We start from the raw sequence: 26,744 nt of genomic DNA on the forward strand, positions 1-26,744 counted from the left end.
AAATTGTCAGCCAAGATCTCTTAATGACCTAGATTGAGATTTAACTATTTTTCTCTTCGTATGAACCGAACTTGTTCACTCTTAAGCCGTGATGCACATTCTATTTGATAATTGACCATTGAGTTAAACGGCGCTAGAAAATGTTCGAAAGACTCAGATTCAATTTGCTCAATTCCATGGTCATGAAGTAACTCTATAACAGTTAATACGGATTCAATCGTTGAAAGACAAAAGGGGTTCGGTTGTTCTTTTATTTTAAATTGGGAATTTTTTGTATGGGTAAAACTGAGTTTGGGTAAAGATTGTAAATTTTTGCTCAAACGAAGCATCTTAACCGAACAAGGCCACGTAGAATCAATAATAAAAACAACCAACTGCTTTCCGTTCAATGCTATTTTCTGGGTATTGAGATTTATACTCTCTTTTCCGGGATACAAAACATAGCAAAGATTTTGACTGTCGTTGATCAATGAATTAACAAATGTATCTTCCGTAAAATCAACATTTATCAAAAGTTCCGAATTAGGAAGTGAAAGATGAGTTAGATGTCCTGTACCGTTTTTAGTCTTTTTAAACTCTTTTGGATGCATTAATATGATAAATTTTGCATTAGTTGCCAATGGATTTACATACGAGCACATACATGAGCTCATTGGCCGGTAACATTTATAGCATTTTGATCTAGCTACTAAAATATTATTTGATATGATTTTGTCCATACTTTTCTTTTTCTATATCTCAATAATTCAATCAAAGAATATCTAATTAACACTAAGAAGGAAGAAAATCAACCTAAAAGATGATAGAATCACTTCATAAATAAGTAAAGGGAATACTATGAGTGATACGAAAGTTTATGATAAAATTTTTTCAATTCATGATCAGGCCATCGGCACACTCAGAACTTTACATATACCTCCGTATCCCACACATTATAAAAAATACTTTGATGAAATTTTTATCGAACAAGCAGATCAAGCCCTACTCAAGGCACAAAAAGAGGATGAGACACTGACCGATACTCAGAACGATCTGGCTCGTTATCTCGATATAGCCCATCGTTCGCTTATGACTTTTGTTGAATCACATGCCGATATATCTCATGTAGCAGAACTTCAGGAAAATTATATAAGTAAAGCAACTGAAGAAGGGGTTGAACGATGCATGAATTTTGTAGAAGGCCTAAGTGAACTGGGACGAAACATGTCCAATGAACTAAAAAAAGCAAAAAATAAAATTGAAGAACTCAGCAGTGAACTTCAAAATGCGCTTGCGCAACTTACCACTGATCCTCTTACACAAATTTCAAATAGAAAAGGGCTCATAGAGGATTTAAACGGTGTTGTTGTAGCCGGTCAACATAAAACGCTTCCTTTAGTAATCATGATGATTGACGCTGATAATTTCAAATTGCTTAATGATGTTCACGGACATTTAGCCGGAGATAAAGTACTTTATTTTTTAGCACAAAGTATTAAATCGACTATTCGTAGCGGTGACAAAGTTTATCGATACGGTGGAGAAGAATTTGTAGTCGTGTTAAATCGCTGTGAAAAAGACCGGGCCTTTTCTATTGCCGAGAAGATCCGTTCCAAAATCGAGCATAGCCATCTGATCTATGCAGGAAAAACAATTCATGTAACCGTTAGCATAGGGGTAACCATACATTGCATTGGTGACAATTATGATGATTTCATGGGAAGGGCCGATAAAGCTTTATACCAAGCAAAAAATGAAGGAAAAAATAAAACGATATTATTGGATTGACGTAAGATATTTTTTCAAAAGGTTACATCTCCACCCAACAAATGCACTTTGAGAAGGGTTATTTACTATCCTTTAAACTTACCTGAGTAACAATGGCAAAATTTTTATATAAAGGTAAGCTTTTGAAATATCGCATTGCTTTCGCGTCATTAGCGATATTTCCTCTAACGCTCTGCTCAAGTGAAAATCCTATTATTCATTCTCTAAGTGATGATATGAGCCAAAGTACTCAAATGACTACATCCATAAATCAAAAAAATGATTATAAACCTTGAATAACCGAATGACTATTTTCAGTAATTAAAACCCTTATTTGGACATTGACTGATCGTATTACAGTAATACGTGGTTCAGGAGGTTTTACTGATGAGGTTAACGGTAACTTACATCAATAAAAGCATTCTAAAAGAAGGAAAATTTCGTTTCAATGATGCCCTATTTCAACTTGCGAGATTCATATGATTCATCAGCACTATAACCTTCGGATATCTACAAAAATTATTTCTATGCTGATCCTTTCGGCTTTTCTTTTTTTCGCTGTAATCACGTTCGTTACTTTATCAATCGTACGTGACGTAACCATGAATACACAGCGTGAAAAAGCTTCTCTGTTAATCAACACCATCGCACCTTCTGCAGCTATTTCTCTTTTTTTGGGTACCAAAGACTATACGGACAAACTCTCTGCCGTCACCAAACTCAATGAAGTCATAGCTTTAAAGATTCTTGACAATCAAGGCAAGACTATTGTCAATTATCGACAGGCTAAAAAAGCCATTCAAGAAGAAACAATTCAAATTAGTAACGAATTATTAGAGCCTGGTTCTTTAAAACCGATTGGAACAATCACCCTCACCTACTCCGGTGAAGCTTTTACAAAAGCCATGAATCGTTTTTATACATTATACGGATGGATCGGAGCCAGTGTTTCAGTGTTATTGTTTTTAATGCTGACATGGATCAATCACTTGCTTTTACCTATCAAATTAATTGCAAAAAAAGTCCGCGGGTTTAAATTAGGGGAAAAAATTAATTTTGACATCCCATACACTCAACGTGAATTCAATCAAATCATACATGCCTTTGAAGGGATGCAGGAACAAGTATTACACTATTCTCATGAAATCGAAACCATTAACCAAAACCTTGAGAAAAAAGTAACCCTCAAGACTCATGAAGCGATGCAACACCTCTATTATGATAACCTCACATCGCTTCCGAATCGTCTTAAACTCCAAGAAGACTTGGCATTAAAACCAACCAATACGGTTGCCATATTAAATATCGATGATTTTAAAGAGATAAATGACTTCTTCGGTATCGATGCCGGAGATTCGCTTCTCAGCCAAATTGCCCATTGGCTTGTTGATATGAAACTTTCCCCATATCGACTTGGCGGTGACGAATTTGCTTTTAAAGTAAAGCCTGGAAGTACTTCATCGCAATTTCGTCATGACATTGAAATACTTCTCTCATTAATGAGCGAGAAACACTTTATAATTGGAGATGAGACCATTCATATACGTGCAACCATTGGAATTGCAATTGACAGTTACAAGCCGTTGATTCATGCGGATGTCGCCCTCAATAAAGCACGCCATGCCAAATTACTTTATTCTGTATATGACCAATCTGAAGGAATAGAGCAGCAATATCAAGCAAATATCGCTATGTCTGCACAAATTCGTCAAGCATTGATTGAACATCGAATTGTCTGTCAATATCAACCGATTGTTTCATGCAGCAGCGGAAAAATAGAAAAATACGAAACGTTGGTTCGAATCCAAAATGAAGACGGTTCTCTAATAGGCCCTTATGAATTTTTGCCGATAGCACAAAAAACCAAGCTCTATCATCACATCACACAGGAAGTTGTCTATCAAGCCTGTAATTTATTTTCGACCAGAAACGAACAGTTTTCAGTCAACTTATCGGGAAGTGATATTTTGGACACACGTACGGTCGCTACTATAGAAAATATCTTGCGCCAAACAAAAACGGCGAATAGAATTATTTTTGAAATCTTGGAATCGGAAGGGATTGAGAATTTTGATGAAGTTGCCTCTTTCATTTCCAAAATGAAAGCTTTAGGAGCCAAAATAGCCATAGATGATTTCGGTACCGGCTATTCCAATTTTGAAAATATTCTCAAACTGAATGTTGATATCTTAAAAATTGACGGTTCCTTAATCAAATCAATCGATCAAAACCCGCGTCATCGTATTGTTGTCGAGGCCATTGTCGATTTTGCCCATCGAATCGGAATCCATACTGTTGCCGAATACGTTTCGTCTGAAGAGATACTAAAAAATGTTACCGATTTGGGGATCACCTATGCACAAGGATTCCATACCGGAAAACCGCAGTTTTTAAATCAATCAGTCATGTAAAATTTAAAGTCAGCCATGTTATAATTTCAAAATTTTTTACAAGGGCTGCTTATGCTAACCGATCGCGTCAATATACTCTCCGAATCGATTACCATTGCTATCAGTACGTTAGCGCAAGAACTCAAAGCGCAAGGAAAAAACATCCTCAGTTTCTCTGCAGGAGAACCTGATTTTGACACTCCTCAAGTGATCAAAGATGCCGCTATTAAAGCCATTAACGATGGTTTTACAAAATACACTGCCGTTGACGGCATCCCTGAACTAAAAGCTGCTATTGCACTTAAACTTAAACGGGATAATCATCTCGACTATAAACCGAATCAGATTATTGCGAATAACGGTGCAAAACACTCTTTATACAACCTATTTGCCTGTACTATCCAAGCCGGAGATGAAGTTATTATTCCTGCTCCGTATTGGGTCACCTATCCTGAACTCGTCATGTATTGCGGTGGTACCGTAGTGGAAATCATGACGGATGATGCAAGCGGTTTTAAAATCACCCCTGAACAACTCAAAGCGGCATTGACTCCAAAAACGAAAATGCTCATCCTAACATCTCCATCCAATCCAACCGGTGCCGTCTACTCGCGTGAAGAACTTACAGCTCTCGGCAAAGTATTGGAAGGAACGGACGTTCTTGTTGCAAGTGATGAGATGTATGAAAAACTGATTTACGACGGTGAATTTACATCAGCGGCAGAAGTCAGTGAAGATATGTACAAACGCACTATCACTATCAACGGACTTAGTAAATCAGTAGCGATGACAGGATGGCGTTTCGGATATATGGCCGCAGCCAATACCGAAATCATCCAAGCAACCAAAAAGCTCCAAAGCCAAAGCACTTCAAATATCAACAGCATTACCCAAAAAGCGGCTATTGTCGGGCTAAACGGTGCCGCAGATGCTGACATCGAAGCGATGCGTGTCGCATTTAAAGCTCGCCGTGACGAAGCGGTAAAACTGTTCAATGAAATTGACGGTCTCTCTGTACTTTCACCATCAGGTGCTTTCTACCTGTTCGTCAACATCAAAGAAGTTAGTAACGACTCTATGGAATTTTGTAAAGAACTGTTAGAAGATCAAGGTGTTGCTGTTGTTCCGGGTGTCGGATTTGGAAGCGAAGGGTATTTCCGATTCAGTTTTGCAACCGATATCGAAAGTATTCGTGAAGGTATCAAACGAATCGCTGTATTCGTAGCTACTAAAAAATAAATTTTCAACGTTCGTGGCAAACCAGCCGAGCCATGAACCTTTTCCGTTCACCCTTTGACATCCTCAGGGTGAACGAAAAGAGAAATTATTTTAGACTTTTTAATGCCTCAACAACCGCATCAATATTACCCATCGGAAGATGAACTTTCCACTCCGGATTTTTGGCGTCGCCGGATAATGAGATTCCGATACTTGCTACACTGTCACTACCCGCACCGTATGGCTCATCTACTTTACTGATAGATATAATACCTTTTTTGGTCCCATCCAATGGAATTTCTTTTATAATCGTTGCTGCAGAACTCATACACTCTCCTAATAAATAACTGTATAGGAAAGAGTTTAGCCGATTTTGGCTAAAGCAATCTTAAAAAAATGGGAATTATTCCGAACCCTGTGCTTTCAGGTTGTTTCCGTAAATAAAAGCATACATTTTTCGGTAATACCGTTCGTTTCGAGTTCGATCCGTAGCACTGAAATGGTGATAACGACCTAATGTTTCCCATGAATAGCCAAAACTTTTGACCAATTTTGTCAAAATTGCATTTGCTTGTTCACGAGCCGGTGTATCTTCGAAATATTCATGCAACATAGGATTCGGATGGTATTTATAGTTGATTTGATAAGGCCCAAGATCCAGATTAGTTATTCCGCCGTCAATCAATGCCTGTGCTTGCAGACTGCACTCTTGACTAGACCCGCATTTTATAAGATGGCCATTAACAGCAAATCCGGCTGCTGCTGCACGCTGTGCTTCTTCATCCGCATTAATACGGATTACATTGGGATTGCATTCACCGCTCTCAATGAGACATTCGCAGTGCTTTATTGCATCGAGGACAATATCAGGCATTCGGATATCGGTAGGCTCTCCATCAGCACATAGTAAACTGCCGATCATCATAAAACCTACTGCTGCTATTTTCATGCCTTATCCCCTTTGCCTTAAGATTCTAATATTTTAGCGAGTTTCGCCTGCATTTTCAGCCATAATTTATGTTCCATTAATGGGAATCCGCTATAGACACCCTTATTAATGATACTTTTTGTAACACCAGAGCGCGCTGCCAAGGTTGTAAAGGGAGCAATACTAAGATGTCCTGCCGTAGCACTTTGACCACCCATGACAACATTTCTCCCCAGTGTAGTTGAACCTGCAAGACCGGATTGTGATACCATGATAGAGTATTCACCTACTACACAATTATGTCCAATCTGTACTAAATTATCAATTTTTACACCCTGTTTGATAATCGTCGAACCAAAAACAGCACAATCGACAGTCGTATTCGCACCGATTTCTACATCATCTTCGATAATGACATTACCGTTTTGATACAGCTTAACATGCTCTCCCATTTTTGTATGGGCATATCCAAAACCGTCACTACCGATCACGCTTCCCGCATGAATCATCACATTATTGCCAATGATGCAATCTCGATAGACTGTCACATTGGGATAAAGGATAACATTATCACCGATTACAACTTCCGCACCAACATAGACACCGCTCATAATCGTACTGTTTTTACCGATTTTTGCACCGTTTTCAATATGTGCAGTCGGATAGACAATACTTCCTTCACCAATAATCGGTTCAATATCGCTGGTTTGTATCGGTCTAGCAAAGTATTTTGAAAGCTTTGCCAAACTCAGATAAGACTCATCCGACTCAAGTGCAATCACACCAGATGGCAATAGATGTGCTTTAGATGCAGGAAGTATAACGGCTGAAGCTTTCGTTGATGAAAGATCTTTTTCATATTTTGAATCAGAGAGAAAAGAGATTTCACCCTCTTTTGCATCACGGAGAGTATTCATACCGTTTATCTCAGTCGTGTTATGAATCTCTTCAATCTCAAGGATAGATGCAATTTCATTAAGTGTCATTGTATTTTATCTCTCTAGCGCGACGGAGCCGCTTCGTACGATTTCTTTTGGATGAAAACGTTTGATGGCTTCAAGAAAATGGTTGATTCGTGACGGTTCATCAGAAACCGTAACAATCATCGTATCGCTGCCAACATTGACGATACGGCCGTTATATGCATGCGTTAACGCTTCAATATCTCCCAACGATTCGGACATCGGTATTTTGACCAATGCCATTTCAGTTTCAACCAAATCAGCATGTTCGTATACTTTGAGTACCGGAATAAGTTTATGAAGCTGTTTTGTGATCTGTTCGATCACACGCACCGATCCTGATGTTACAATCGTGAGACGAGAATATTTCGATTCAGGAATCGGAGCCACCGTCAGGGACTCGATATTGTATCCTCGGCCTGAGAACAAACCTGCGATGCGTGAAAGTACGCTCGCTTCATTCATGACAATAACGGAAATAACGCGACGTTCTGTTTGTTCCATCATTTCTCCTTGTACTCTAACATCATATTAAACAGCGATCCGCCAGCCGGAACCATCGGCAATACATTCTCAAATCGATTAACGGCAACATCGATAATCGCAACAACATTTTTCTCAATAGCATCTTTGAGTGCTGCATCGAATTCTTCTTTGGTCGTTACACGGTAACCGACTCCGCCGAATGCTTCTGCGAGTTTGATAAAATCAGGCTGCATTGACAAATCGGTTTGCGAGTGGCGCTTGTCATAAAAAAGTGTTTGCCACTGACGCACCATTCCCAAAAAGTTATTGTTCAAAATAACATTGATGACCGGAAGCTTGAATTCTACTGCCGTCATCAATTCCTGAATATTCATCAAAATAGAGCCATCACCGGTAATGTTGATACTGACGCGTTCCATGTCGGCCCGTTTAACACCGAGTGCTGCTGGGAATCCGAATCCCATTGTCCCAAGTCCGCCGGAGCTGACCCATTGACGCGGACGGGTGAAAGGATAAAATTGTGCCGTCCACATTTGGTGCTGTCCGACGTCTGTTGAAATATTGGCACTGTCTCCCAACAGCTGTCCGATACGTTCAACAACCCATTGAGGTTTAAGACGATCGCCCTCTTCTTTATACGAGAGAGGATGAAGCTTATTAAAATTGGCAATAGTATTGTGCCATGCACCATATCGAAGAGGATCAATCTGCTCTTTTGCTAACGGAATCATCTGTTCAACGACATTTTTAACATCGCCGACAATCGGATAATGGGCATGTACTAATTTCGAAACACTTGCAGGATCGATGTCGACATGGATGATCTGCGCATTTTTTGCAAATTCCGAAAGCTTTCCGGTAACACGATCATCAAAACGGGCACCTAAAGCAATAACCATATCGGTTTCAGACATCGCCATATTTGCCGCATACGATCCGTGCATCCCTAACATTGAAATCAACAACGGGTCGTCATGTCGCAACGTTCCACGTGCCATAAAGGTTTCAACCGCTGGAATTTGCGTCATTTTTGAAAACTCGCGAACCAGTTCGGCGGCATTTGAATTAATAACACCACCACCAAGGTAAAGCAATGGACGTTTTGAACCTGCAATAGCCTCAATAGCTTTTTTGATTTGTCGGGTGTTTCCCTTAGTCGTCGGTTTATACGTTTCCAAATCGACTTCTTTGGAATAATCGAATGTTGCGATTTGTGCCGTTACATCTTTTGGAATATCGACATGAACCGGGCCCGGACGGCCGGTACGTGCAATATAAAATGCCTCTTTGAGAATACGCGGCAAATCGGCAGCGTCGGTTACCAAATAGTTGTGTTTTGTACACGGTCGGCTGATACCGACTGCATCGATCTCTTGAAACGCATCCGTCCCGATCAATGACATAGGGACTTGTCCGCTGATAAGAACCAAGGGGATTGAGTCCATATAGGCATCCGCCAAACCGGTTACACCGTTTGTAAATCCTGGTCCTGAAGTGATCATCGCAACTCCAACTTTACCGGAAGCCTTTGCGTATCCTTCTGCTGCATGTACCGCAGCTTGTTCATGACGGGTCAAAATATGCTGAAATGAGCGTTGTTTGTAAATCTCATCATAGACGTTCATGATCGCCCCACCTGGGTAGCCGAATACGACTTCGACTTCCTCGGCGATGAGTGCTTCGATAACCATCTGTGCACCGCTGATTTGCATGTCGTCTCCTTATACGATAAAAATATGGGAATATAACTGAAAAAAATTAGGAAATTATAAAAGAAAGAAGCTATAAATTACGTTAAAAGAGCACAATATAGGGGAGACACCCCTTAGAGGAGTTCCAATTTGTATAAAAATAGACGCTCTTTGTAGGAAGGGATATCCAGTTCTTGACGATATTTGGCAATAACACGCCGAACCATCTTGACCCCGAAACGATCTTCAATCATTTCATGAAGCGTTTTGTCACTGAACGGGTCATCTTTATTTTCACTCGCTACGAGACGTTTAAGGAAATGTTTGATCTCCGATGTCGATACTTCTCCGATCGAGTTAGAGAAGAAGTCTTTAAATGCGTACAAGCCACGCTCGGTTTGGATGTATTTATCGGCAATTGCACGGGAAATGGTCGACTCATTAAAGCCCAACTCATCCGCAACATCTTGTAAACGAAGCGGTTTGAGTTCTCCTCCCATAAAAAAACTGTACTGTTTTTCAATAAGGACCAAGGCTACGTTATACAGTGTCGCTTTACGCAAATCAAGGAGCTTTACCAGTTCACGTGCCTCTTTGAATTTTTGTCTTGCAAAGTTATCGTATTTATCAATCATATTGACTTGTAGATCGGGATAAAATGCATGATTGATTCGAATGTTTAACTCCGATCCTGCAAATTCGACAAACAAATCCGGTGTGATTTGAGATTCGGGTTCCATATACTCTAACGCCGGAGGATTTTTAAGGTGTTGCAATACATGTTTTGCATCATGAAGACGCGGATGGTTGATGAATTTTTCCATTTTATCAAACTGTAAAATCATCGCACCGAGTAAAATACTCAGTTCATCATCAAGGTCATGATCGCTGAGCTGAAATAAAAAGGATTCCTTATAATCAACAGCACCCACTCCTGAAGGCTCCAAATGAGCAAACCGCTGACGCACGCGTTCTACCGTGTGAGCATCCGTATCGCATTGCTCAGCTACTTCTTCGACACTGCCCTCAAAGTACCCTTCATCATTGATGTAATAGATGATTTGACGGGCAATCTTTTGGGAAATCGGGGTCGGAAACAACGGTGCCACAATTTGTTCATCAAGTTTTTCATATAAAGAGGTGGAAGAGATACTGAGCCATTCGATTTGTTCGCTTGAAGAATTCGAGACATAATTTTGAAACGCACCGTATGCCGCCGTTCCGCCGGATTGTGAGTTAGACTCTTCAAAACCGGATTTTACTTCTAAACACGGATTTTCATTGGTAATAACCTGCAAATGCTTTTCGAGATCATTTAGTGAACATTGCAAAAGAGGCAGCCATGTCTGCATCGACAATCTGGGAAGTTGCTTTTGTTTGTAAGATAAAGTTGTTTGCATCATAAGCCACCTAAAAAATATACATTATTATAAAAAATGCATATTGTGTTCTTGCAAAATTATAGGCTTATTTTAGGCAGTAGTGTGATTAAAAAAGAGGCAACCCAGCAAAAGCTGAGTTGTAAGATGGGCTTAGTATTTTATACGTACCAATCCGTTTGGTGCGACGACTTTCATTTGACATGCAAGACGGGCTTTAGGGCTGGTTTCACCAACTGTTTTAAGAACCGCTTTCTCTTTTTCGTTGATTTCACTCATGTATTCCATACCTGATTCAATCATTACGACACATGTACCGCATTCACCGTCACGGCATCCGAATGGAAGTGCACTTCCTGAAGCCTCTACGATGTCTTGGATCGTTTTGCCCGGGTGGACATTGATCGCCAAAAAGTCATTCATAATTTCTACACGTGTTGTCATCCCAACTCCTTGTATATTATATTTTTTTTATCACTTCATGAGTAAAACTCATGAAGCCACCACGAATCGGTTATTTATATGGCTTAACCAATATAGAAGAATTTTTGATCGCACATTGGCAAGCTAAACGTACCGGAGTAGGACGATTATATTGTTGAGCGATTTCAGCTTCTTTTTTATTGATAGCACCCATTTGCATCAATGTTTCAAGCTCTTTATCATCCATATAAACAGCTTGTCCTTTAGATGAATAGTCTTCAGTCGTTGAATCCATTTTTTCATCATTAGAAATTTCTTCAACGCGTACTGCACAGCTAGCACACATTCCGTCTGTACAATCAGAAGGAATGGTAATACCGTTACTTTGTGCAACACGTAATAGTACGTCGCCGGTTTTAGCAAAAACACGCTTATCCTGCTTTTCACCAAAGCCGCAAAAAATCACACTGACCATCTTGAACCTCCTCATAATTCCCGCACGATATACTCATGACTTTACATCAAATGCGGTATGCACAAATCTCAAAAAGGGTAGATTATTCCTCCTCTTCTTGAGATTGCGCTGCTTTTTCAGCGGCTCTCTTGGCCCGATGTTCTTTGAGCCATTTCAACTCTTCGGCGACTTCATCGTATCCGTCTTCTTCAACGGCACTTTCCAGCTCCGCTTCTCGGCATCCGAATGTCATCCCCTCTTCGATAAAATTCACTTCGTAAACACGTATTGTCTGTAAAAAATCGCCAATTTTGCGAACATACCCTTCTGCTCCGGCGTCAACAAGAACGTCACCAACTCTCGCATGCGGGTATGTTCCGTCATTCCGGATTGCTTTCACAAGACGTACTCTTTGTCCCACACGGAAAACCGATAGGATTTCGTCTTTTGTCGACATCTTGTAGAGATTCGTTTTACGTGCTTCATTATTGATCGGCATTGATTCGCTATCATGCTCAAATGCCTCTAAATCGGCTTGTGCCGAATCGGCTGTTTTTTCTAAAAAATCAGAAGCTGATGGTTGGTTGGCTTGTGCAGGCGTGGACTCCATGACTGACCTCCTCTACATCATTACAGCTACTTGATGTCGAACATGTTCCACAAGCACTAGGTTTATCAAACATTGCCCAAACATCGGCTGCTGATGGGCTATAGCCGTTTTCAAAGTTTTTATACACAGTAATGAGAGCAAATTTATAGAACTCTAGCAATTTTTCATCGCTTCCCATATCATGACCTTTGGATTTATCAACCAGCTCACCAAATTTTTTCATGATATGAAAACGCTTTGCGTTCACAAGACGCTCATCGTATTCCAAATCGAAAAAATCAAAGAAATCTTCGGTATCGGTAATTTTTTGAAATTCGGCTAATGTTCCCATCGTATGCTCCTTGTTTTACTCGTTATGCAATTTTGACTCTAGAGCCCTATTTCGCTTTTTAGTTGGCTTGCCCACTCTTTGACACGGTCTTCGGTCAAATCTTCCTGATTGACATCATCAATCCCTAATCCGCAAAATTTACCGTCACGTTCAGCTAACGAATATTCATAATCGTATCCGCTTGTCGAAGTGAATCCGTATGCACTTGCACCGAGAGAGGTAAATAAATCATGCATTTTTCCAAGAGCACTTAAAAAGTGTTCTCCATGCGTTTTTTGATCCCCTGCACCGAAAAAGGCTACTTTTTTCCCTTCCAAATCAGGACGGTCGTTCGTAAGTTCATATAGAGGATCAACCCAGTCACGTTGAGGATCACCTTGACCCCATGTAGATGAACCGAGCAATAGAACATCATAGTCTTCAAATTGCTCTATACCATCAAAATCTTCTTCCATATCGATAAGTTCAGCACCTTTAAACTCATCTGCAAGAAGTTCTGCCGCACCCCGTGTGACACCGCTACTGCTACCAAAGAAAATACCGATTTTTGCCATTGTTACCCCTCCTGTTTAATACAAGGTTTATATTGTGTGTAAATTTCGATTGCGCTTTGCAAACTTTTGTCGCCATCTTCAAATAATGCTTCCAAAGTACGGAAACTAAAGCGATGAGCATCTTTGAAATACTTATTTACGATACAGATACGATCTGCGATGACGGCACAGCGTCCGAAGCCTTCATGACTCATTTCCATGATGACATTGCAGACGACACCCGTTTTACGTTCAAACGAAAGTGCAATTGCTTTGTAAATCATTTTGATGTCATTAATCATCATTTCATCGATGTCAGCGATCAAAGGAACTGCTTTTAATTCCTCTTTTGTTTTGACATATTTTTTTACCAATAACTCTTCATCACTGATACGTGCCCAGTTTCCGAATTGATCGAGTGCACGAATTTGTCGTACAATCTCCATTCCAAATTCACTCAATTGTTTTTCTGCGTCCATCTTATTCTCCTTCTGCCCATCTGTCTTGTCGTACATCGTGTTCGGTCTGCATTTGAATGATATTTTTAATCCATGGCGGAGGATTCCCATTAATCATTTGCACTAAAGTTTTCAAAACATCTTCGATCAATGTCGGCTCATTCACTTTCATCGGGTGGATACCCGCTCGGATCACTTTTGCCGCTGCCGTACCGCCGATACTCTCACAATACATGATATTTATACCTTTGAGGGCACGAACACGAAAATCCGTTTTATCATCATCTTCAAGTTCAGCTGTGTCCGTTTTAATCACCTCGGAGAGGGAAAAACCGTCTTTAGAGACATTGTAAACAACAAACTCTCTCGCTCCGCCGAAGTGAGCATTGATCTCTTCCATATCTTTGGTCGCGAAAGCGACTTTCATCGCATTATCCATGGTTCCATTCCCCTCTATTGTGATTTTAGTGTTCATGTTTGACCTTTCTCAATGAATTTGCTATCTCAAATAAAAAATAGGTACTGCCTTCGTACAACTGATCGCTTTTAAGCTGATTCCCCAACTCTTCATAATTTGGGAATCCGCGTAGAACGAGTGCCGTATTGTGATATGTATGCAAGATTCGTTCTGCATGAAAATTACTGATGACCATATCCGCAGAATCGAAAAAAGTTCGGGCATCTTCCAGGTCTCCGACAAACACTTTTTCCGCTTCAATAGTGTGTAAAGCATCACTAAATGTCGTGGATATAGCAGCATCGATAGTTCCGCCGACACTTCGGAGCAATGCACAGATTCCGACCAGCATATCCGGCTCACCGGTTACGACAAAATGGGAGGTCCCGATGAGAAAATGTGAATCCAGCATCGCATCCTGAAGACGTGCACGCCATCGTTTCATCAATGGTTTAGGGTCTGTATGTCGTACTTTCATCAGGGCCGCTACAAAATTGTCGCACCCGTCTAACCCCATTAAATGATCAAAATGAAGATGCTCAATTGCAGGGTTCTTTTTTTGTAAAGCCTGAGCCGATTTTTTCATCGATGCGCCGATACTGATTACGATAGAGGATGTTGCCAAATCTCGAATTTGATCAACTGTGATCCCGCCATTGGCCAATTTCCCCTGCCCTGCTTCCCAATATCCGTCCAATGAGGTAGAAAGATCAGGAAGAGCATAGGTCTCAAATCCGAAATCCTCACACAAACATTTGATCTTCTCAACCTCGATCGGCTGCATACTCAAATGCGGTAGAAAGACTAGTTTGTTCGTTTTCACTTCGGTAGCTGCAACGGTAAGCTGTTCGATCATAGCAGTAACGGTAAGCGCCCAGCCGCTCTCCATCCCCCCTTCATAATCGGGAGTATTGACGTATACGTAAGGGATTTCGATATGCATCCCTACTCCGCGTACGTCATCGCCTTTGGTCTCTGTCAGTCCCGTCGTATGTAACCCGATCATAGAGGGCTTGAGCGTTTTCTCTTTGTTTTGGATGTTTTCAATCGCCATCAAAATAGAATAATCACCGCCGTCGAGTACGGCTGTGATATCACTGACCGATGTGTTGTTAATCGCAATCGGTTCATTGAAATGACGTGTAAAAAATACTTTAGTATACGATGCACACCCTTGGGCACTGTGCATCAGAGGCATACAATCTTTTACCCCCAGATACGCGAGGGTCGCACCCATCGGTTGCGAGTGCTTGATCGGATTGACTTGAAGAGGTTTATGTTCATGACGAGAGAGGGAAAATTCCATGACAACTCCTTGTTAAAAGGAGTATTGCAAGAAGTGTGCGAGAAGACCCCTGATTTTATTTACTCTATCAGAGTACAATCCCATCATAAACTACTATCTGAGGGAGAATCATCATGAAAAACGTCTTACTCCTAAACCTCCACCAAAAATACGAAGGGTTTGCCAACGGCAATCTAACGCGTGACCTGATCAATGAAGCCAGATCATTTTTTACTTCTCAAGGATATGCAGTACGCGAGAGCGCTATTGATGAAGGCTATGATGTAGCGGAAGAGCTTGAAAAATTTCAATGGGCTGATGTGTTTTTCGTCCAATCGCCGGTGTATTGGATGGGGTTGCCGTGGCTGGCTAAAAAATACGTCGATGAAGTGTTCTCCGGCGGAAACGGCACCGTCACATTCGTCAACGACGGTCGATCCAACGGCGGAAATTACGGCAGCGGAGGATTGATGAAAGGAAAACGCTATATGCTTAGTTTTACCTACAACTGTCCTACAAGCGAGTTTAACAATACGAACGGGTTTTTCGAGGGGATGAGTGTCGATCAGGCGAATATCGCGCTGCACAAACTTTTCCAGTTTTGCGGTGCAGAGCCGCTTAAAAGCTACTCTGTCCATGATGTCTATAAACCTGAGTTCAAGTTCGACGAAGCCCTTAAAGGGCTTCAAAAGATGTTAGCGGAAAACTTTCCGAGTTAAGCTTCTATTTCCCACGGCGCCGGTTTGCCGACATTGGCAAAGACCGGATTGCGGAATGCGTATTTCAAATCTTCCGCAAGATTGAGCAAACCGTTATAACCGCCGTAGCTTGTTTTTTTCTCCTGGTTAACATCGATAAACGAGATCTTTTTCTTGATTGCCGTATAGAGGCTGCGTCCTCCGGCGAGGAGGATATGAGCTCCCGTCTGATCTATGATTTTCCCCTGCTCGGAAGCGGGTTTGGTCATCAGAACCCCGTTTTCTCCCAGGTATTCACGTGCTTTATCGATATCATCCTGGGTCGATTTTGCGACACTCGTAGCCACCACTTCAATCCCCAAATCCTGCAATCCGGATGCAATTGACCATGCTTTGTTCCCTCCGGTATTAAGTACTGCTTTTTTACCGGAAAAGAGTGCGCGATACGGGATCAGATTGGCTTCCAGCTCCGCTTCGGCTTCGGCGATTACCGCTTCGGCACGTGCTATTAATTCCGGATCGCCTAATGCGGTGACGATTTCACGAATCGCAAAGGTGGTGTCACGTTTGCCGTAAAACGATACCGAAATCCAAGGGATACCGTATTGTTCCTGCATTTTACGGGTCAACGTGATAAGTGATTTGGCACATACGATGACGTTGAGTTTTGCCCGGTGGGCACAACGGATGTCACCGACACGGCCGTCTCCGCTCATCGAACTGAGCACTCGGATACCAATCTTCTCAAACAGCGGCAAATACTGCCACATATCTCCGGTAACATTGTAATCGCCGATCAGATTGATATCGTACGGAGTTGTAAATTCAGGCTCTTTTGTACCGATCAAATGCTCTAACACCGCTTCTCCAGCAAGGCGTGAACCTAGGTTTTTGCTCCCTACAAATCCCGGAGCGTGAACCGGAACAATGGGTACGCCGTGTTTTTCAGACCCTTTTTTACATGTCATATCCATATCATCGCCGACCAATGAAGTGACGCACGTCGAATAGACAAAAATCGCTTCAGGCTTATAATGCTCCATCACATGATCGATCGAATCCGCAAGACGTTTGTCACCGCCAAAAATTACATCGTTTGTCGTGATTCCTGTCGTAAATCCCATTTGTGTATGATCTGTTCCCTTGTACGACGTTTTTGTCTCACGAGTTTCCCACGACGCACCCAGACACGTTTGAGGACCATGAACCAAATGAACTGCATCGGCATACGGAAAAAGGGAAATTTGGGCACCGTCAAAAGCACATCCCCCGGCCGCTAGTCCCGGTTTGGGCTTATCACACCCTTCTCCGGGTTTTTTATCTTTACTGTGAGAGCAGGCGCTCTCGTTCATAAGTTCTTTGATTTTAGCTCGGCTTACCATCGGATACTCCTTGGAACTGTAGTATCCGAAAGTATGCATAAGACATGCGAGCGAAGGAGTTTAGGATTTTTTACTGGCGGTTACAAGGAAGATAGGATAATTTTGGGTCTCTTTTTCAATCGTATGAGCATGATGGAAACGAACGTGCTCAAAACCTGCATCCTCAATCGTTTTACGTAAGGTTTCCCGCTCAAAACCGAAATGGTGGACACCCTCATTTCCGTGGCTGTGAAACGTACCGTCTTCCGCTTCCAAGTCGGCAATAGCGATAAAACCGTCACGTTTTAGATGCTTATGAAACGCTCTGAATAAATCTGCCGTATGTTCGACATGATGCATCGCCATGGAGCTGACGATTCCGTGAAATTGCTTTTCCAAAGGTACTTCGCAAATGTTTTGGCAGATTGCTTCCACCCTAAGTGTATCCGTATTTTTGCTCTCTAACTGCTCCAGCATTTTTTCAGAGAGATCGACACCGACAACGGATTGAACCATCTGAGCGATTTTGAAACTGAGCAACCCCGTACCCGCACCGAAATCCATAATATGCATCGTATTGAGTAAAGAAATTCGATTGGATATCGTTTGAAACACCGCATGGGCAATGTTTTGACGCATATCGCCTTTATCCCATTCCGCTGCCGCCTGATTAAACCGTTCGCTCATTGTTAAACCTCATTTATCTGTTGTGAAACCATACGCACTTCACGTTGAGGATAGGGAATCGTAATCTTCGCCTCTCTCAATGCTTTATAGATGGCCATATTGGTTTCGTATTGTATCTTGAAAAAATTACGGGTCGGAACCCAATAACGGACACCGATCTCCACTGCGCTGTCTCCGAATTTTTCAATGCCGATGATCGCTTGCGTCTCTTTTGAGACGTTTTCGATCCCTTCTACCACATTACGGATAATAGCAATCGCTTTTTCAGCATCGGCATCATAAGAAATTCCGATACTCGATTCTACGATACGGTATTTAAACGAGTTGACGATCACTTCACCGATCATATTTTTATTCGGAACCGTGATCAACTCTTCATCTTCGGTCCGAAGCGTCGTATAAGCAAGACGTATCTCTTCAACTTCACCGTAAACTTTGTTGATCAGGATCGTATCGCCGATTTTGAACGGGCGCGTGATAATGAGTGAAATTCCCGCCGCATAGTTTGCCACGCTCCCCTGTATCGCCAAACCTGCCGTTAAAAAAACCGCACCGACCGCTGCGATAAACGGTGCAATAGATATTCCCAGTTTACCGATGGCAACGACCAGCATTGCCCCGAATACCAAGATTCGGATACCGTTTGCAACAAATTTTCCGAGCGTCACATCAAAATCATGCTGTTGAAAAAATTTCATAAGCACATTGAAAACGTATTTTGATAAAAACCAGCCGATCGTGACAATGATCAGCGCACCGATAATTTGGAAGCTGTAATTGGCTAAAAAGTCAATCGCTTTGATATAAAACTGGTTAAGATAGGCGAGTTGCTGATCCATACAATATCTCCTACTTTGAGTTATTCATGAGCTTCGTGTTTCTTACGACCGACATAGTTGAGTACCGCCATAGAGACGATCAAGATACCGACACCGCTGATAAGATAGAAGGCATAATTCATGTTACGAATATCGTCAATCGCCACTTTAAACACTACCATCAATGATTCGATAGAGAGTGCGATGATAATCGAGGTCAAAAACTTCGTAAGCGTTTTATATTCCGTCCCCTCTTCTACCGTTAATGAGCGGTAGAAGACTTCCTGTTCCAAAATCGTCTTCGACAAATCATAAATTGCGATCGCCAAAGTAATTCCAATGATCGATTTGAACACATGCTGTAATGTTTCATCGCCAAAGCTTATCAATGCTTTTACAAACCCGACCAATCCATATACACCCAAAAAGAGGGCCAGTAAAACCAACCCTCCGCCTAAAAGGGCATAAACACCGAGTGAAAGTTTGGATATAAGCCGGTTGCTGTCGATCAGATGCATTTTGCTAAGCACCGCAACCACATCGATATCAAACACCGCTATCTTGCCATCAGGATATTTTCGGGCAACCGAAACTTTTGGCTTACCGCTGTTGGCACAGATATAAGGGTTAGATATGTAAGTGCCCTTCTCATTAAACTGTATGCGGTTGATAAAATAGGCACGGTCAGAACCTTTCAACGACATATCGTGATGATTATGATGCCAGGTAGGGGTAATTTGTTCCCCCTTCGCATTTATTAAGTACATATCGCTAAGACAAGGAAGCCGTTTAAAAAAATTACGTACCTGAAGATCATCGAACTCCTGTCGAGGATTTTCAGTGATTGTCGTAAGTAAAAACCCTTCAACGGCATCCCGATTATCACGATAAATCTGCATCATTTGTTTCATTCGCTGTTGTCCACACTATCAAGTTATTTTAGTGTACCCAAAATGGTTCAACTAAGTCAAAAATATAAGACTTCATACTCAATTTTCTACTAAAAATGTAGCATAATGTTTCTAATCTATTATTAGCATTTTTTTGTTATCATCTAGCAGAGTTAAATTTTTGTTATAGAAAGGGGATATCATGAGTACAGAGAAAAAACTTACTCTCAAAGATTTTGAAGCCAACTTAAAAGCAGAAAAAGCAAATCTCGAAAAAAATATGCGATTGCTCAAAGCCGAAGTCAGCAGTATCGAATCTGGAAAAGATATCGGCGATATTGAAGATATGGCAGAACTTGAAATCAACAACACAACCGACCAAGCGATTCTTTTCCAGCTCCAATCCCAAATCACTGAAATCGATGCCGCATTAAATCGTATCAATATGGGAGTTTACGGCATTTGTGAGAAAACTGGAAAATCCATCCCGATTGAGAGATTAATGGCAAATCCGACAGCTCGTACTATTGTAGGCGAATAAAAGGATTACTGTGACTTACCCTGAACATTTAACCACTCATTTGGGAGAGCTTGCCGACAAACTCGGTATGGATCCGCATGATATGACTATCGTCAAAATGACGCCCGGTGTTGACGAGCGTCATAAAGAACTTGAACTGCTGCAAGGGAGTTGGAAAGAAACACGTCCGTGGATCATAGTGGACGAGCGAGATCGGATTTATACACTGTCATCTGCCGAATCATTATCGATGCTTATTCGTCTTCTCAGTACCAGCCAAAGTGAAAATTTCCAACATAAACTCGAAAAAGCGATTTGGCAGCGTCTTCCTATCGATTTTGAAGATGTCTGGGCAGTAGCCATGGACCGTATACAAACAATGGCGCGAACTCAGGCCGACCGTACAGTCGTCAACATCGATCTTGACTGGCTCGTCAGTGAAATCAAACAAAAATATCCAAACCTTTTTTATCATTTGGATCAAATGCTAAGTCAAAAAGAATAAATATCCTGGGAGAGCTTTAATGAACGGTAATGAGCATCTTATCCGTCATTTGATAGCATCAGGAGTACTTCATACCTCAAATATTATTAATTCATTCAAGAAGTGCGATCGTATCCTTTTTGTCCCCGAAGAGTTTTATCCCTATGCCTATGAAGACCGTCCATTACCTATTGGTAGTGCTCAAACTATTTCACAGCCTTATACCGTTGCCATTATGCTCGAACTCCTCTCCCCTCAGATTGGGAATAGAGTACTCGATATCGGTTCCGGGTCAGGATGGACGACGGCACTTTTATCCTCGGCCGTAGGATCATCCGGTGTTGTGGAAGGGATAGAAATCGTCCCGTCTTTAGTTGAATACGGAAATAAAAACTTAGCCAAAGCAGATATTCATAACGCTTCTATCACACTAACCGATCCGACATCTCTCGGTAAACCGAGAGAACTGTATGATCGTATCCTCGTATCTGCAAGTGCGGATGATATGCCTACAGCACTCTTTGATCAGCTAAAACCTGATGGCATACTCGTCGTCCCTGTCCGGAACAGCATCTGGTGCATTACAAAAAAGAGAGACGGTAGAATCATATACGATGAGTTCCCCGGCTTTCGATTTGTCCCTTTGATTGTCTAAATTTTATTTCTCTCTTCTAAAAAATGTGTTGTATTTTTTTTCGTATCTCTTCTGCTATTAACACAATCAATGTTACCGCAATAACCGCCCACCAATAAATCGGGTCGAACGGTGCGGTTGCAAAAACCGCACTTAGTGGGGTGATGAAAATCAATAGTACCAGCATTACGATTTCAACAGCAACGCCGAACCAGTAAAAACGGTTACTCCCTATTCCGATCTTAAAGAGTGATTCTCTTTGGCTGCGGCACGAGAGACCGTTACCGATCTGGGCAAAAACGATCGCAGCAAAGGTCAATGTTGTCGCTTGGAGATACAATGGGTCATTCCACGATAACGGTTCACCCTTCCAGCCGTGAGCAGTGAGATAGAACCAAAACAGTCCCATCGACATTACCGCACTGAGGAGACCCAAAAATCCGAAGGCTCTAAAATAGACTCCCATTGTCAGAATGTGCTCTTTACGGCTTCGTGGGGATCTATGCATCAAGTCTTTGTGTGGCAATTCTGCTCCGAGTGCCATGCCCGGGAAGATGTCCGTTCCCAAATCAATCGCCAACACCAATGGGACCGGAAGTGCCAACGGAAGAGAAAATGCAAAAAAAGCAACATATGGAACGGCTTCCGGAAGATTGCTGGAGAGCATATACGTGATGAAACGTCGTATATTTTCATACACGGCTCTCCCCTCTTCGATCCCTTTGACGATTGTTGCGAAATGATCATCCATCAAAACTGCATCCGCTGCTTGTTTCGCTACATCGGTCCCTGACCCCATAGCGATACCGACATCTGCCCGTTTCAGTGCTGGAGCATCATTGACACCGTCTCCAGTTACGGCGACTGTCTCACCCATCTCTTTGAGCAAAGTCACAAGAGTAAGCTTCTGTTCCGGCGATACCCGAGCGAATACGTGATTGTGACGTAACAATCGTTTAATCGCCGATGGAGGAAGAGTATCGAGATGTTCTCCCGTAGTCACCTCCGTAATCGCCGTAATAATTCCGGCACTCATCCCGATTGCACCTGCAGTTAATTGATGATCCCCCGTGATCATCAATACCCGAATCCCAGCTTTATGGCACATTGATACGGCTTCGTTAATATCGTCTCTCAACGGGTCAACCATAGCGATAAAACCGATAAAACATAAATCACGCTCCGTATCTTCACGAGACATGAGAGCATTCTTGCTCACTCGTGATGCAAATCCGATAACACGATATCCCTGTGCGGCCAAAGCATCGTGTTTGTCAATCTGTTTTTGGTATTCGGATGGAGTCATCTCTATCTTGCCCTGTGGTGTCATCACATCTCGGCAGAGCTTCAAAATCACTTCCGGAGCCCCTTTGCAAAATATAGAAAAAGAATCCCCATTCGAATGTACCGTGGACATCCTTTTGAGATGATAATCAAAAGAGTATTCCGTGATGAGCGGATATGCTTGACGTCGTGCGGCAGCATCACAATAGTGGTCTGCAAAAGTGTAAAGCGCCTGTTCAACCGGGTCGCCCTTCGTCGATTCCGCACGGTTGCATAACAGCGCTGCATCAAGAAGCTCTTGTGTAGGATCGTGTTCGGCTTCCTCTTCCCATCTGCTCACTACCATTTTATTTTGGGTAATCGTACCGGTTTTATCCGTAGCGATTACCGTTACGGCACCTAGATTTTCAATTACGGAGAGGCCATTAACCAAAAATCCTTTGGATGCCATCCTCTGTGCGCCGAACGCCAAAGCCAATGTCACGGTAGGCAATAGTCCCTCAGGAATTAATGCTACCAAAACACCGAGGGAAAATAAAAACGTTTTCCATATTTCACTTTCACCAAAGCCTGAGAGGGCAATCAAACTTCCCGCGATCACAGTAGAGGTCAATGCAATGATCTTTGAAATATGGGCTATCTCTTTATGCAAATGACCCGTATCGGCATCCACTTTTTGGGTCAATGCGGCGATTGTTCCGTATCGGCTCTCTTTTCCTGTTGCAAAAACCAATCCTCGAGCTTCCCCTTTGGCAACGAACGTTCCCGAATAGAGGATATTTTTTGGATGATCGCTACCCAGCTTATCAGCTGAGACCAATTCACTTTCACCGCTGAGTGCACTCTCATTCAGCCACAAATCCTGTGCATCAATCAAATACATATCGGCAGGAACTTTATCTCCCTCATTCAAGATCACGACATCACCCGGAACCAGTTCTTCAGCCAGTATTATCTTTACAATTCCATGTCGATATACACTCACCCGTAACGGGAGCATATTTCGCAATGCCTCCAAACTTTTTTCGGTTCGGTATTCCTGATAAAAACCGAATGCTCCGTTTAAAACGATGACAATGATAATTGAATATCCGATCGGCAGCATATTGGATGATGGATCAAAAAATGCGATGATAAAACTGATGACGGCGGCTATCCAAAGTAAAAGGGCAAAAAAGTGGGTAAATTGAGCGGATAATTTGATATACCACGGAATGATAGGAATTTTAGGGAGAGCATTGCATCCATACTGAAGTTGTCTGTTTTTTACCTCTTCATCACTCAACCCGTTTTCAGAAGAGCCAAAAGCGCTAAACAGTTCCGATACACTTGTAATTTTCATTCGTCAACATCCACTCTTGATCAGTTTTACTGAGAACGATTTTAGAGTTATTTTATCCAATATTTTTATTATTCTGCTATCATTTATAGTAATACGAGAACACATCTATACTACAGTTCTACATTGTATGAACTAATTGAGCAAAAATGGAAAATGAATCTAACCATATTGGGCTGACCGACGATGAAGCTTTAAGCAGGCTCCTTCAGTACGGTCCGAATTTACTCCCCGGAACTCAGCCAAAATCATTTTTCTCAATTATTCTGGATGTCATAAAAGAACCGATGTTTTTAATGCTTCTCGTTGCCGGAAGTATTTATCTGGCATTGGGCGATCGTGCCGAAGCACTGTTTTTACTCTCATTCGTCTTTGTAGTTATCGGCATAACCTTGGCACAGGAACACAAGACGCAACGTGCCTTGGAATCGCTGCGCGATCTCTCAGCACCGCGTGCACTTGTCATACGTAACGGGATTGAGATTCGGATAGCGGGTCGAGATGTCGTTCCCGGTGATCTTCTTGTTTTACATGAAGGAGATAGAATTTCCGCCGATGCGCGATTAGTAAATGGACAGCTGTCGGTTGATGAATCACTTTTGACCGGGGAAGCCGTCCCCGTGGACAAATTACCGAACGGATCTTTAAAAACACAGGGAACGGATACGTCTGATTCATTATTTGCCAGTACTGTGGTCACAAAAGGGGTAGGATTAGCCTTAGTACATGCGACCGGAATCAACACGGCTATCGGGAATATAGGCCAATCTCTCTCATCAACACAAGAGGTCTCATCAGGTTTACAGCAGTCTTCACGTACTCTAATCCGCAATCTAAGCATCTTAGCTATTGGATTTGCACTTGCTTTGATTCTTATCAATTGGTTGTTTAATGATAGGAATTTTCTTGAAAGTCTCCTTTCGGGCATTACTCTGGCTATGGCTACCCTGCCTGAAGAAATACCTGTTATTCTCACTGTTTTTTTGGCACTGGGTGCTTGGCATATTACGAAAATCAAAGTCCTTACCCGCCGTGTCAGCGCCGTTGAAGCACTGGGTGCTATCACCATCCTCGCATTGGACAAAACCGGGACATTAACGCAAAATCGGATGCAGATTGCCGAACTGTCAATCGATGATATTTTTTTTAACGCTGACTTTGAGGGCGAATTACCTGAAACCTATCATCAATTGGTCGAATTCGCCATGTTGGCCACGCCATCCGATCCCTTTGATCCTATGGAAAAAGCGATTCAATCATTCGGTCATACACGACTAACCGGAACAGAACACATTCATGATGATTTCTACCCGGAATTTCAATACGATCTTTCCCCTGATATCATGGCCATGACCCAAATTTTTTCCCAGATCAATCCTTCTCTCCATCTGCTTGCAACAAAAGGATCACCCGAAGCAGTCGTCGATCTGTGCCACTTGTCTGAACTCCAAAGATATGAAATTCAGACCCGTGTTGAGACCATGGCGGCACGAGGACTTCGTGTTTTGGGCGTTGCCAGAGGGGAATATCAAATTAGCGGAACAGAACCGATCTGGCCGAAAAGTCAGCATGATTTTGATTTTACCTTTTTGGGACTTATAGGCTTTATGGATCCTCCGCGCATTGAAGTCCCTGACGCAATTGCCGAATGCCGAAACGCCGGAATACGAATCCTGATGCTCACAGGAGATCATCCCGCCACCGCACGTACTATCGCACAACAAGTCGGGCTATCCGAACGTCCGAATGTCATAACGGGTGATGAAATTTCCAGACTGGACGATGAAAGTTTGATTGTACGATTGCATGAAACCGACATATGTGCCCGTATGAAGCCTGAACAAAAGCTTCGTCTCGTGCAAATTCTACAGAGACAAGGCAATGTTGTTGGTATGACGGGAGACGGTGTCAACGATGCACCGGCTCTGAAAGCAGCCGACGTAGGCATTGCAATGGGTGAACGTGGTACTGACGTGGCACGTGAAGCTGCCGCCATTATCCTATTGGATGACAGTTTTGCAAGCATCGTTGCCGCTATCCGTCAAGGGAGAAATATTTATGACAACATTACAAAAGCAACACGTTTCGTCTTTGCCGTCCATATTCCCATCATTGCCTTGACCCTTGTTCCGGCCCTCTTACACTGGCCAGTATTATTGATGCCTGTTCATATCGTACTGCTCGAATTACTGATCGATCCGGCATGTGCAATTGTTTTTGAAGCTGAGACTGCGGCAGCTAATATTATGCGACGTCCTCCCAGAGATATACAATCAACACCGTTTAGCGCAAATAATATAGGATTCGCTTTGGTTCAAGGAACCGGTTTCGCACTCATTTTGCTTCTTGCTTATCACGTATTGCTTCAAATGGGATGGCTCATTAACACCATACATATTACCCTCTTTTCTGCACTGGTTTTCGGATTGTTTCTTCTGGTTCTTGCCAACAGTGACAATAGCCCTTTTAGAGAACCTCGTAACCCTTGGCTTCTGTATATGTTCGGCAGTGTTACACTTCTTTTGATAAGCGTTTTTATGACTCCATTTTTACGACGTATGCTGGCATTTGAGGCAATTTCTTTACCTCCTCTCCTTGCTGCCGCATTTATCCTTCTGATAATCGAAATCTGGTTCATAGCTTTGAATAGGCTTCATACATATGTTACTAAATAATCA

At 42.2% G+C, this 26,744-nt stretch carries 28 protein-coding genes; 8 read left to right on the top strand and 20 right to left on the bottom strand.

Annotated features, from left to right (window positions below; translation table 11 throughout):
- Positions 1-44 precede the first annotated feature (44 nt).
- Positions 45-719, bottom strand: coding sequence for a tRNA-uridine aminocarboxypropyltransferase (locus PHE37_RS07355; RefSeq protein ID WP_299996258.1), 675 nt, complete (start codon positions 717-719; stop codon positions 45-47).
- 118 nt (positions 720-837) lie between these two features.
- Here PHE37_RS07355 and PHE37_RS07360 point away from each other — a divergent pair, with 118 nt between their 5' ends.
- The 3 genes from PHE37_RS07360 to PHE37_RS07370 all read left to right on the top strand — a co-directional run bounded on the left by PHE37_RS07360 (position 838) and on the right by PHE37_RS07370 (position 5,375).
- Positions 838-1,767, top strand: coding sequence for a GGDEF domain-containing protein (locus PHE37_RS07360; RefSeq protein ID WP_299996260.1), 930 nt, complete (start codon positions 838-840; stop codon positions 1,765-1,767).
- A 458-nt stretch (positions 1,768-2,225) separates the two neighbouring features.
- Positions 2,226-4,157 (top strand): bifunctional diguanylate cyclase/phosphodiesterase, encoded by a 1,932-nt coding sequence (locus PHE37_RS07365; RefSeq protein WP_300008359.1) that lies wholly within the window; start codon positions 2,226-2,228, stop codon positions 4,155-4,157.
- Between the two features lie 51 nt (positions 4,158-4,208).
- The gene (locus tag PHE37_RS07370; RefSeq protein WP_299996265.1) at positions 4,209-5,375 is read left to right on the top strand and encodes a pyridoxal phosphate-dependent aminotransferase; all 1,167 of its coding nucleotides are present in this window, start codon (positions 4,209-4,211) and stop codon (positions 5,373-5,375) included.
- Between the two features lie 85 nt (positions 5,376-5,460).
- On the opposite strand, the gene PHE37_RS07375 is transcribed toward PHE37_RS07370, so the two are convergent.
- The 14 genes from PHE37_RS07375 to nifN form a co-directional block, all read right to left on the bottom strand.
- Positions 5,461-5,682: a hypothetical protein gene (locus PHE37_RS07375; RefSeq protein WP_299996267.1), complete on the bottom strand. Its 222-nt coding sequence runs from the start codon at positions 5,680-5,682 to the stop codon at positions 5,461-5,463.
- 75 nt (positions 5,683-5,757) lie between these two features.
- On the bottom strand, positions 5,758-6,303 hold the full coding sequence (locus PHE37_RS07380) for a hypothetical protein (protein WP_299996270.1): 546 nt from the start codon (positions 6,301-6,303) through the stop codon (positions 5,758-5,760).
- A 17-nt stretch (positions 6,304-6,320) separates the two neighbouring features.
- Complete coding sequence (gene lpxD, locus PHE37_RS07385; RefSeq protein WP_299996273.1) at positions 6,321-7,268, bottom strand: UDP-3-O-(3-hydroxymyristoyl)glucosamine N-acyltransferase; 948 nt, start codon at positions 7,266-7,268, stop codon at positions 6,321-6,323.
- Between the two features lie 6 nt (positions 7,269-7,274).
- Positions 7,275-7,751 (bottom strand): acetolactate synthase small subunit, encoded by a 477-nt coding sequence (gene ilvN, locus PHE37_RS07390; protein ID WP_299996276.1) that lies wholly within the window; start codon positions 7,749-7,751, stop codon positions 7,275-7,277.
- A complete protein-coding gene (locus PHE37_RS07395) occupies positions 7,748-9,442 on the bottom strand; it encodes an acetolactate synthase large subunit (protein WP_299996279.1) in 1,695 nt (564 codons plus the stop codon). Before PHE37_RS07395 ends, ilvN begins: the two co-directional genes overlap by 4 nt.
- Positions 9,443-9,555: 113 nt before the next feature.
- On the bottom strand, positions 9,556-10,824 hold the full coding sequence (gene rpoN / locus PHE37_RS07400; RefSeq protein ID WP_299996282.1) for an RNA polymerase factor sigma-54: 1,269 nt from the start codon (positions 10,822-10,824) through the stop codon (positions 9,556-9,558).
- A gap of 129 nt (positions 10,825-10,953) precedes the next feature.
- Positions 10,954-11,244, bottom strand: a complete 291-nt coding sequence (locus PHE37_RS07405) for a 2Fe-2S iron-sulfur cluster-binding protein (RefSeq protein WP_298694419.1) — start codon at positions 11,242-11,244, stop codon at positions 10,954-10,956.
- Positions 11,245-11,314: 70 nt separating this feature from the next.
- Positions 11,315-11,698 (bottom strand): 2Fe-2S iron-sulfur cluster binding domain-containing protein, encoded by a 384-nt coding sequence (locus tag PHE37_RS07410; protein ID WP_299996285.1) that lies wholly within the window; start codon positions 11,696-11,698, stop codon positions 11,315-11,317.
- 82 nt (positions 11,699-11,780) lie between these two features.
- Complete coding sequence (locus PHE37_RS07415) at positions 11,781-12,287, bottom strand: nitrogen fixation protein NifZ (protein WP_299996288.1); 507 nt, start codon at positions 12,285-12,287, stop codon at positions 11,781-11,783.
- Positions 12,244-12,618, bottom strand: coding sequence for a nitrogenase-stabilizing/protective protein NifW (locus tag PHE37_RS07420; protein ID WP_299996291.1), 375 nt, complete (start codon positions 12,616-12,618; stop codon positions 12,244-12,246). The genes PHE37_RS07415 and PHE37_RS07420 overlap by 44 nt, the downstream gene beginning before the upstream one ends.
- A 38-nt stretch (positions 12,619-12,656) precedes the next feature.
- A complete protein-coding gene (locus PHE37_RS07425) occupies positions 12,657-13,172 on the bottom strand; it encodes a flavodoxin (protein WP_300008361.1) in 516 nt (171 codons plus the stop codon).
- Positions 13,173-13,174: 2 nt separating this feature from the next.
- The gene (locus PHE37_RS07430) at positions 13,175-13,630 is read right to left on the bottom strand and encodes a NifX-associated nitrogen fixation protein (RefSeq protein WP_299997621.1); all 456 of its coding nucleotides are present in this window, start codon (positions 13,628-13,630) and stop codon (positions 13,175-13,177) included.
- Between the two features lies 1 nt (position 13,631).
- On the bottom strand, positions 13,632-14,084 hold the full coding sequence (gene nifX, locus PHE37_RS07435; RefSeq protein WP_299997618.1) for a nitrogen fixation protein NifX: 453 nt from the start codon (positions 14,082-14,084) through the stop codon (positions 13,632-13,634).
- A complete protein-coding gene (nifN, locus tag PHE37_RS07440) occupies positions 14,074-15,372 on the bottom strand; it encodes a nitrogenase iron-molybdenum cofactor biosynthesis protein NifN (RefSeq protein ID WP_299997615.1) in 1,299 nt (432 codons plus the stop codon). The genes nifX and nifN overlap by 11 nt, the downstream gene beginning before the upstream one ends.
- Positions 15,373-15,485: 113 nt before the next feature.
- Between nifN and PHE37_RS07445 the strand changes: the two genes are divergently transcribed.
- A complete protein-coding gene (locus PHE37_RS07445) occupies positions 15,486-16,070 on the top strand; it encodes an NAD(P)H-dependent oxidoreductase (protein ID WP_300008363.1) in 585 nt (194 codons plus the stop codon).
- Here PHE37_RS07445 and nifE read toward each other — a convergent pair.
- The 4 genes from nifE to PHE37_RS07465 are packed head-to-tail and all read right to left on the bottom strand — an operon-like array spanning position 16,067 to position 19,817.
- Positions 16,067-17,431 (bottom strand): nitrogenase iron-molybdenum cofactor biosynthesis protein NifE, encoded by a 1,365-nt coding sequence (gene nifE / locus PHE37_RS07450; RefSeq protein ID WP_299997609.1) that lies wholly within the window; start codon positions 17,429-17,431, stop codon positions 16,067-16,069. The two genes, PHE37_RS07445 and nifE, sit on opposite strands and share 4 nt — an antisense overlap.
- A gap of 60 nt (positions 17,432-17,491) precedes the next feature.
- Positions 17,492-18,097 carry a class I SAM-dependent methyltransferase gene (locus tag PHE37_RS07455; RefSeq protein ID WP_299997606.1) on the bottom strand — a complete coding sequence of 202 codons (606 nt, stop codon included), beginning with the start codon at positions 18,095-18,097 and terminating at the stop codon, positions 17,492-17,494.
- 2 nt (positions 18,098-18,099) lie between these two features.
- A complete protein-coding gene (locus tag PHE37_RS07460) occupies positions 18,100-18,936 on the bottom strand; it encodes a mechanosensitive ion channel family protein (protein ID WP_299997603.1) in 837 nt (278 codons plus the stop codon).
- A 20-nt stretch (positions 18,937-18,956) separates the two neighbouring features.
- Positions 18,957-19,817, bottom strand: coding sequence for a hypothetical protein (locus tag PHE37_RS07465; RefSeq protein WP_300008365.1), 861 nt, complete (start codon positions 19,815-19,817; stop codon positions 18,957-18,959).
- Between the two features lie 190 nt (positions 19,818-20,007).
- On the opposite strand from PHE37_RS07465, the gene PHE37_RS07470 reads away from it, so the two are divergent.
- The 3 genes from PHE37_RS07470 to pcm are packed head-to-tail and all read left to right on the top strand — an operon-like array spanning position 20,008 to position 21,464.
- On the top strand, positions 20,008-20,346 hold the full coding sequence (locus PHE37_RS07470) for a TraR/DksA family transcriptional regulator (protein WP_299997793.1): 339 nt from the start codon (positions 20,008-20,010) through the stop codon (positions 20,344-20,346).
- 10 nt (positions 20,347-20,356) lie between these two features.
- Positions 20,357-20,830 carry a DUF2603 domain-containing protein gene (locus PHE37_RS07475; RefSeq protein WP_299997795.1) on the top strand — a complete coding sequence of 158 codons (474 nt, stop codon included), beginning with the start codon at positions 20,357-20,359 and terminating at the stop codon, positions 20,828-20,830.
- Between the two features lie 19 nt (positions 20,831-20,849).
- Positions 20,850-21,464, top strand: coding sequence for a protein-L-isoaspartate O-methyltransferase (gene pcm, locus PHE37_RS07480; protein WP_299997797.1), 615 nt, complete (start codon positions 20,850-20,852; stop codon positions 21,462-21,464).
- Positions 21,465-21,480: 16 nt separating this feature from the next.
- On the opposite strand, the gene PHE37_RS07485 is transcribed toward pcm, so the two are convergent.
- Positions 21,481-24,069 carry a cation-transporting P-type ATPase gene (locus tag PHE37_RS07485; protein ID WP_300008367.1) on the bottom strand — a complete coding sequence of 863 codons (2,589 nt, stop codon included), beginning with the start codon at positions 24,067-24,069 and terminating at the stop codon, positions 21,481-21,483.
- A 146-nt stretch (positions 24,070-24,215) separates the two neighbouring features.
- Here PHE37_RS07485 and PHE37_RS07490 point away from each other — a divergent pair, with 146 nt between their 5' ends.
- Positions 24,216-26,741 carry a cation-translocating P-type ATPase gene (locus PHE37_RS07490; protein ID WP_299994165.1) on the top strand — a complete coding sequence of 842 codons (2,526 nt, stop codon included), beginning with the start codon at positions 24,216-24,218 and terminating at the stop codon, positions 26,739-26,741.
- Positions 26,742-26,744 lie beyond the last annotated feature (3 nt).

The organism is Sulfuricurvum sp. (assembly GCF_028681615.1).
Lineage (GTDB): Bacteria > Campylobacterota > Campylobacteria > Campylobacterales > Sulfurimonadaceae > Sulfuricurvum.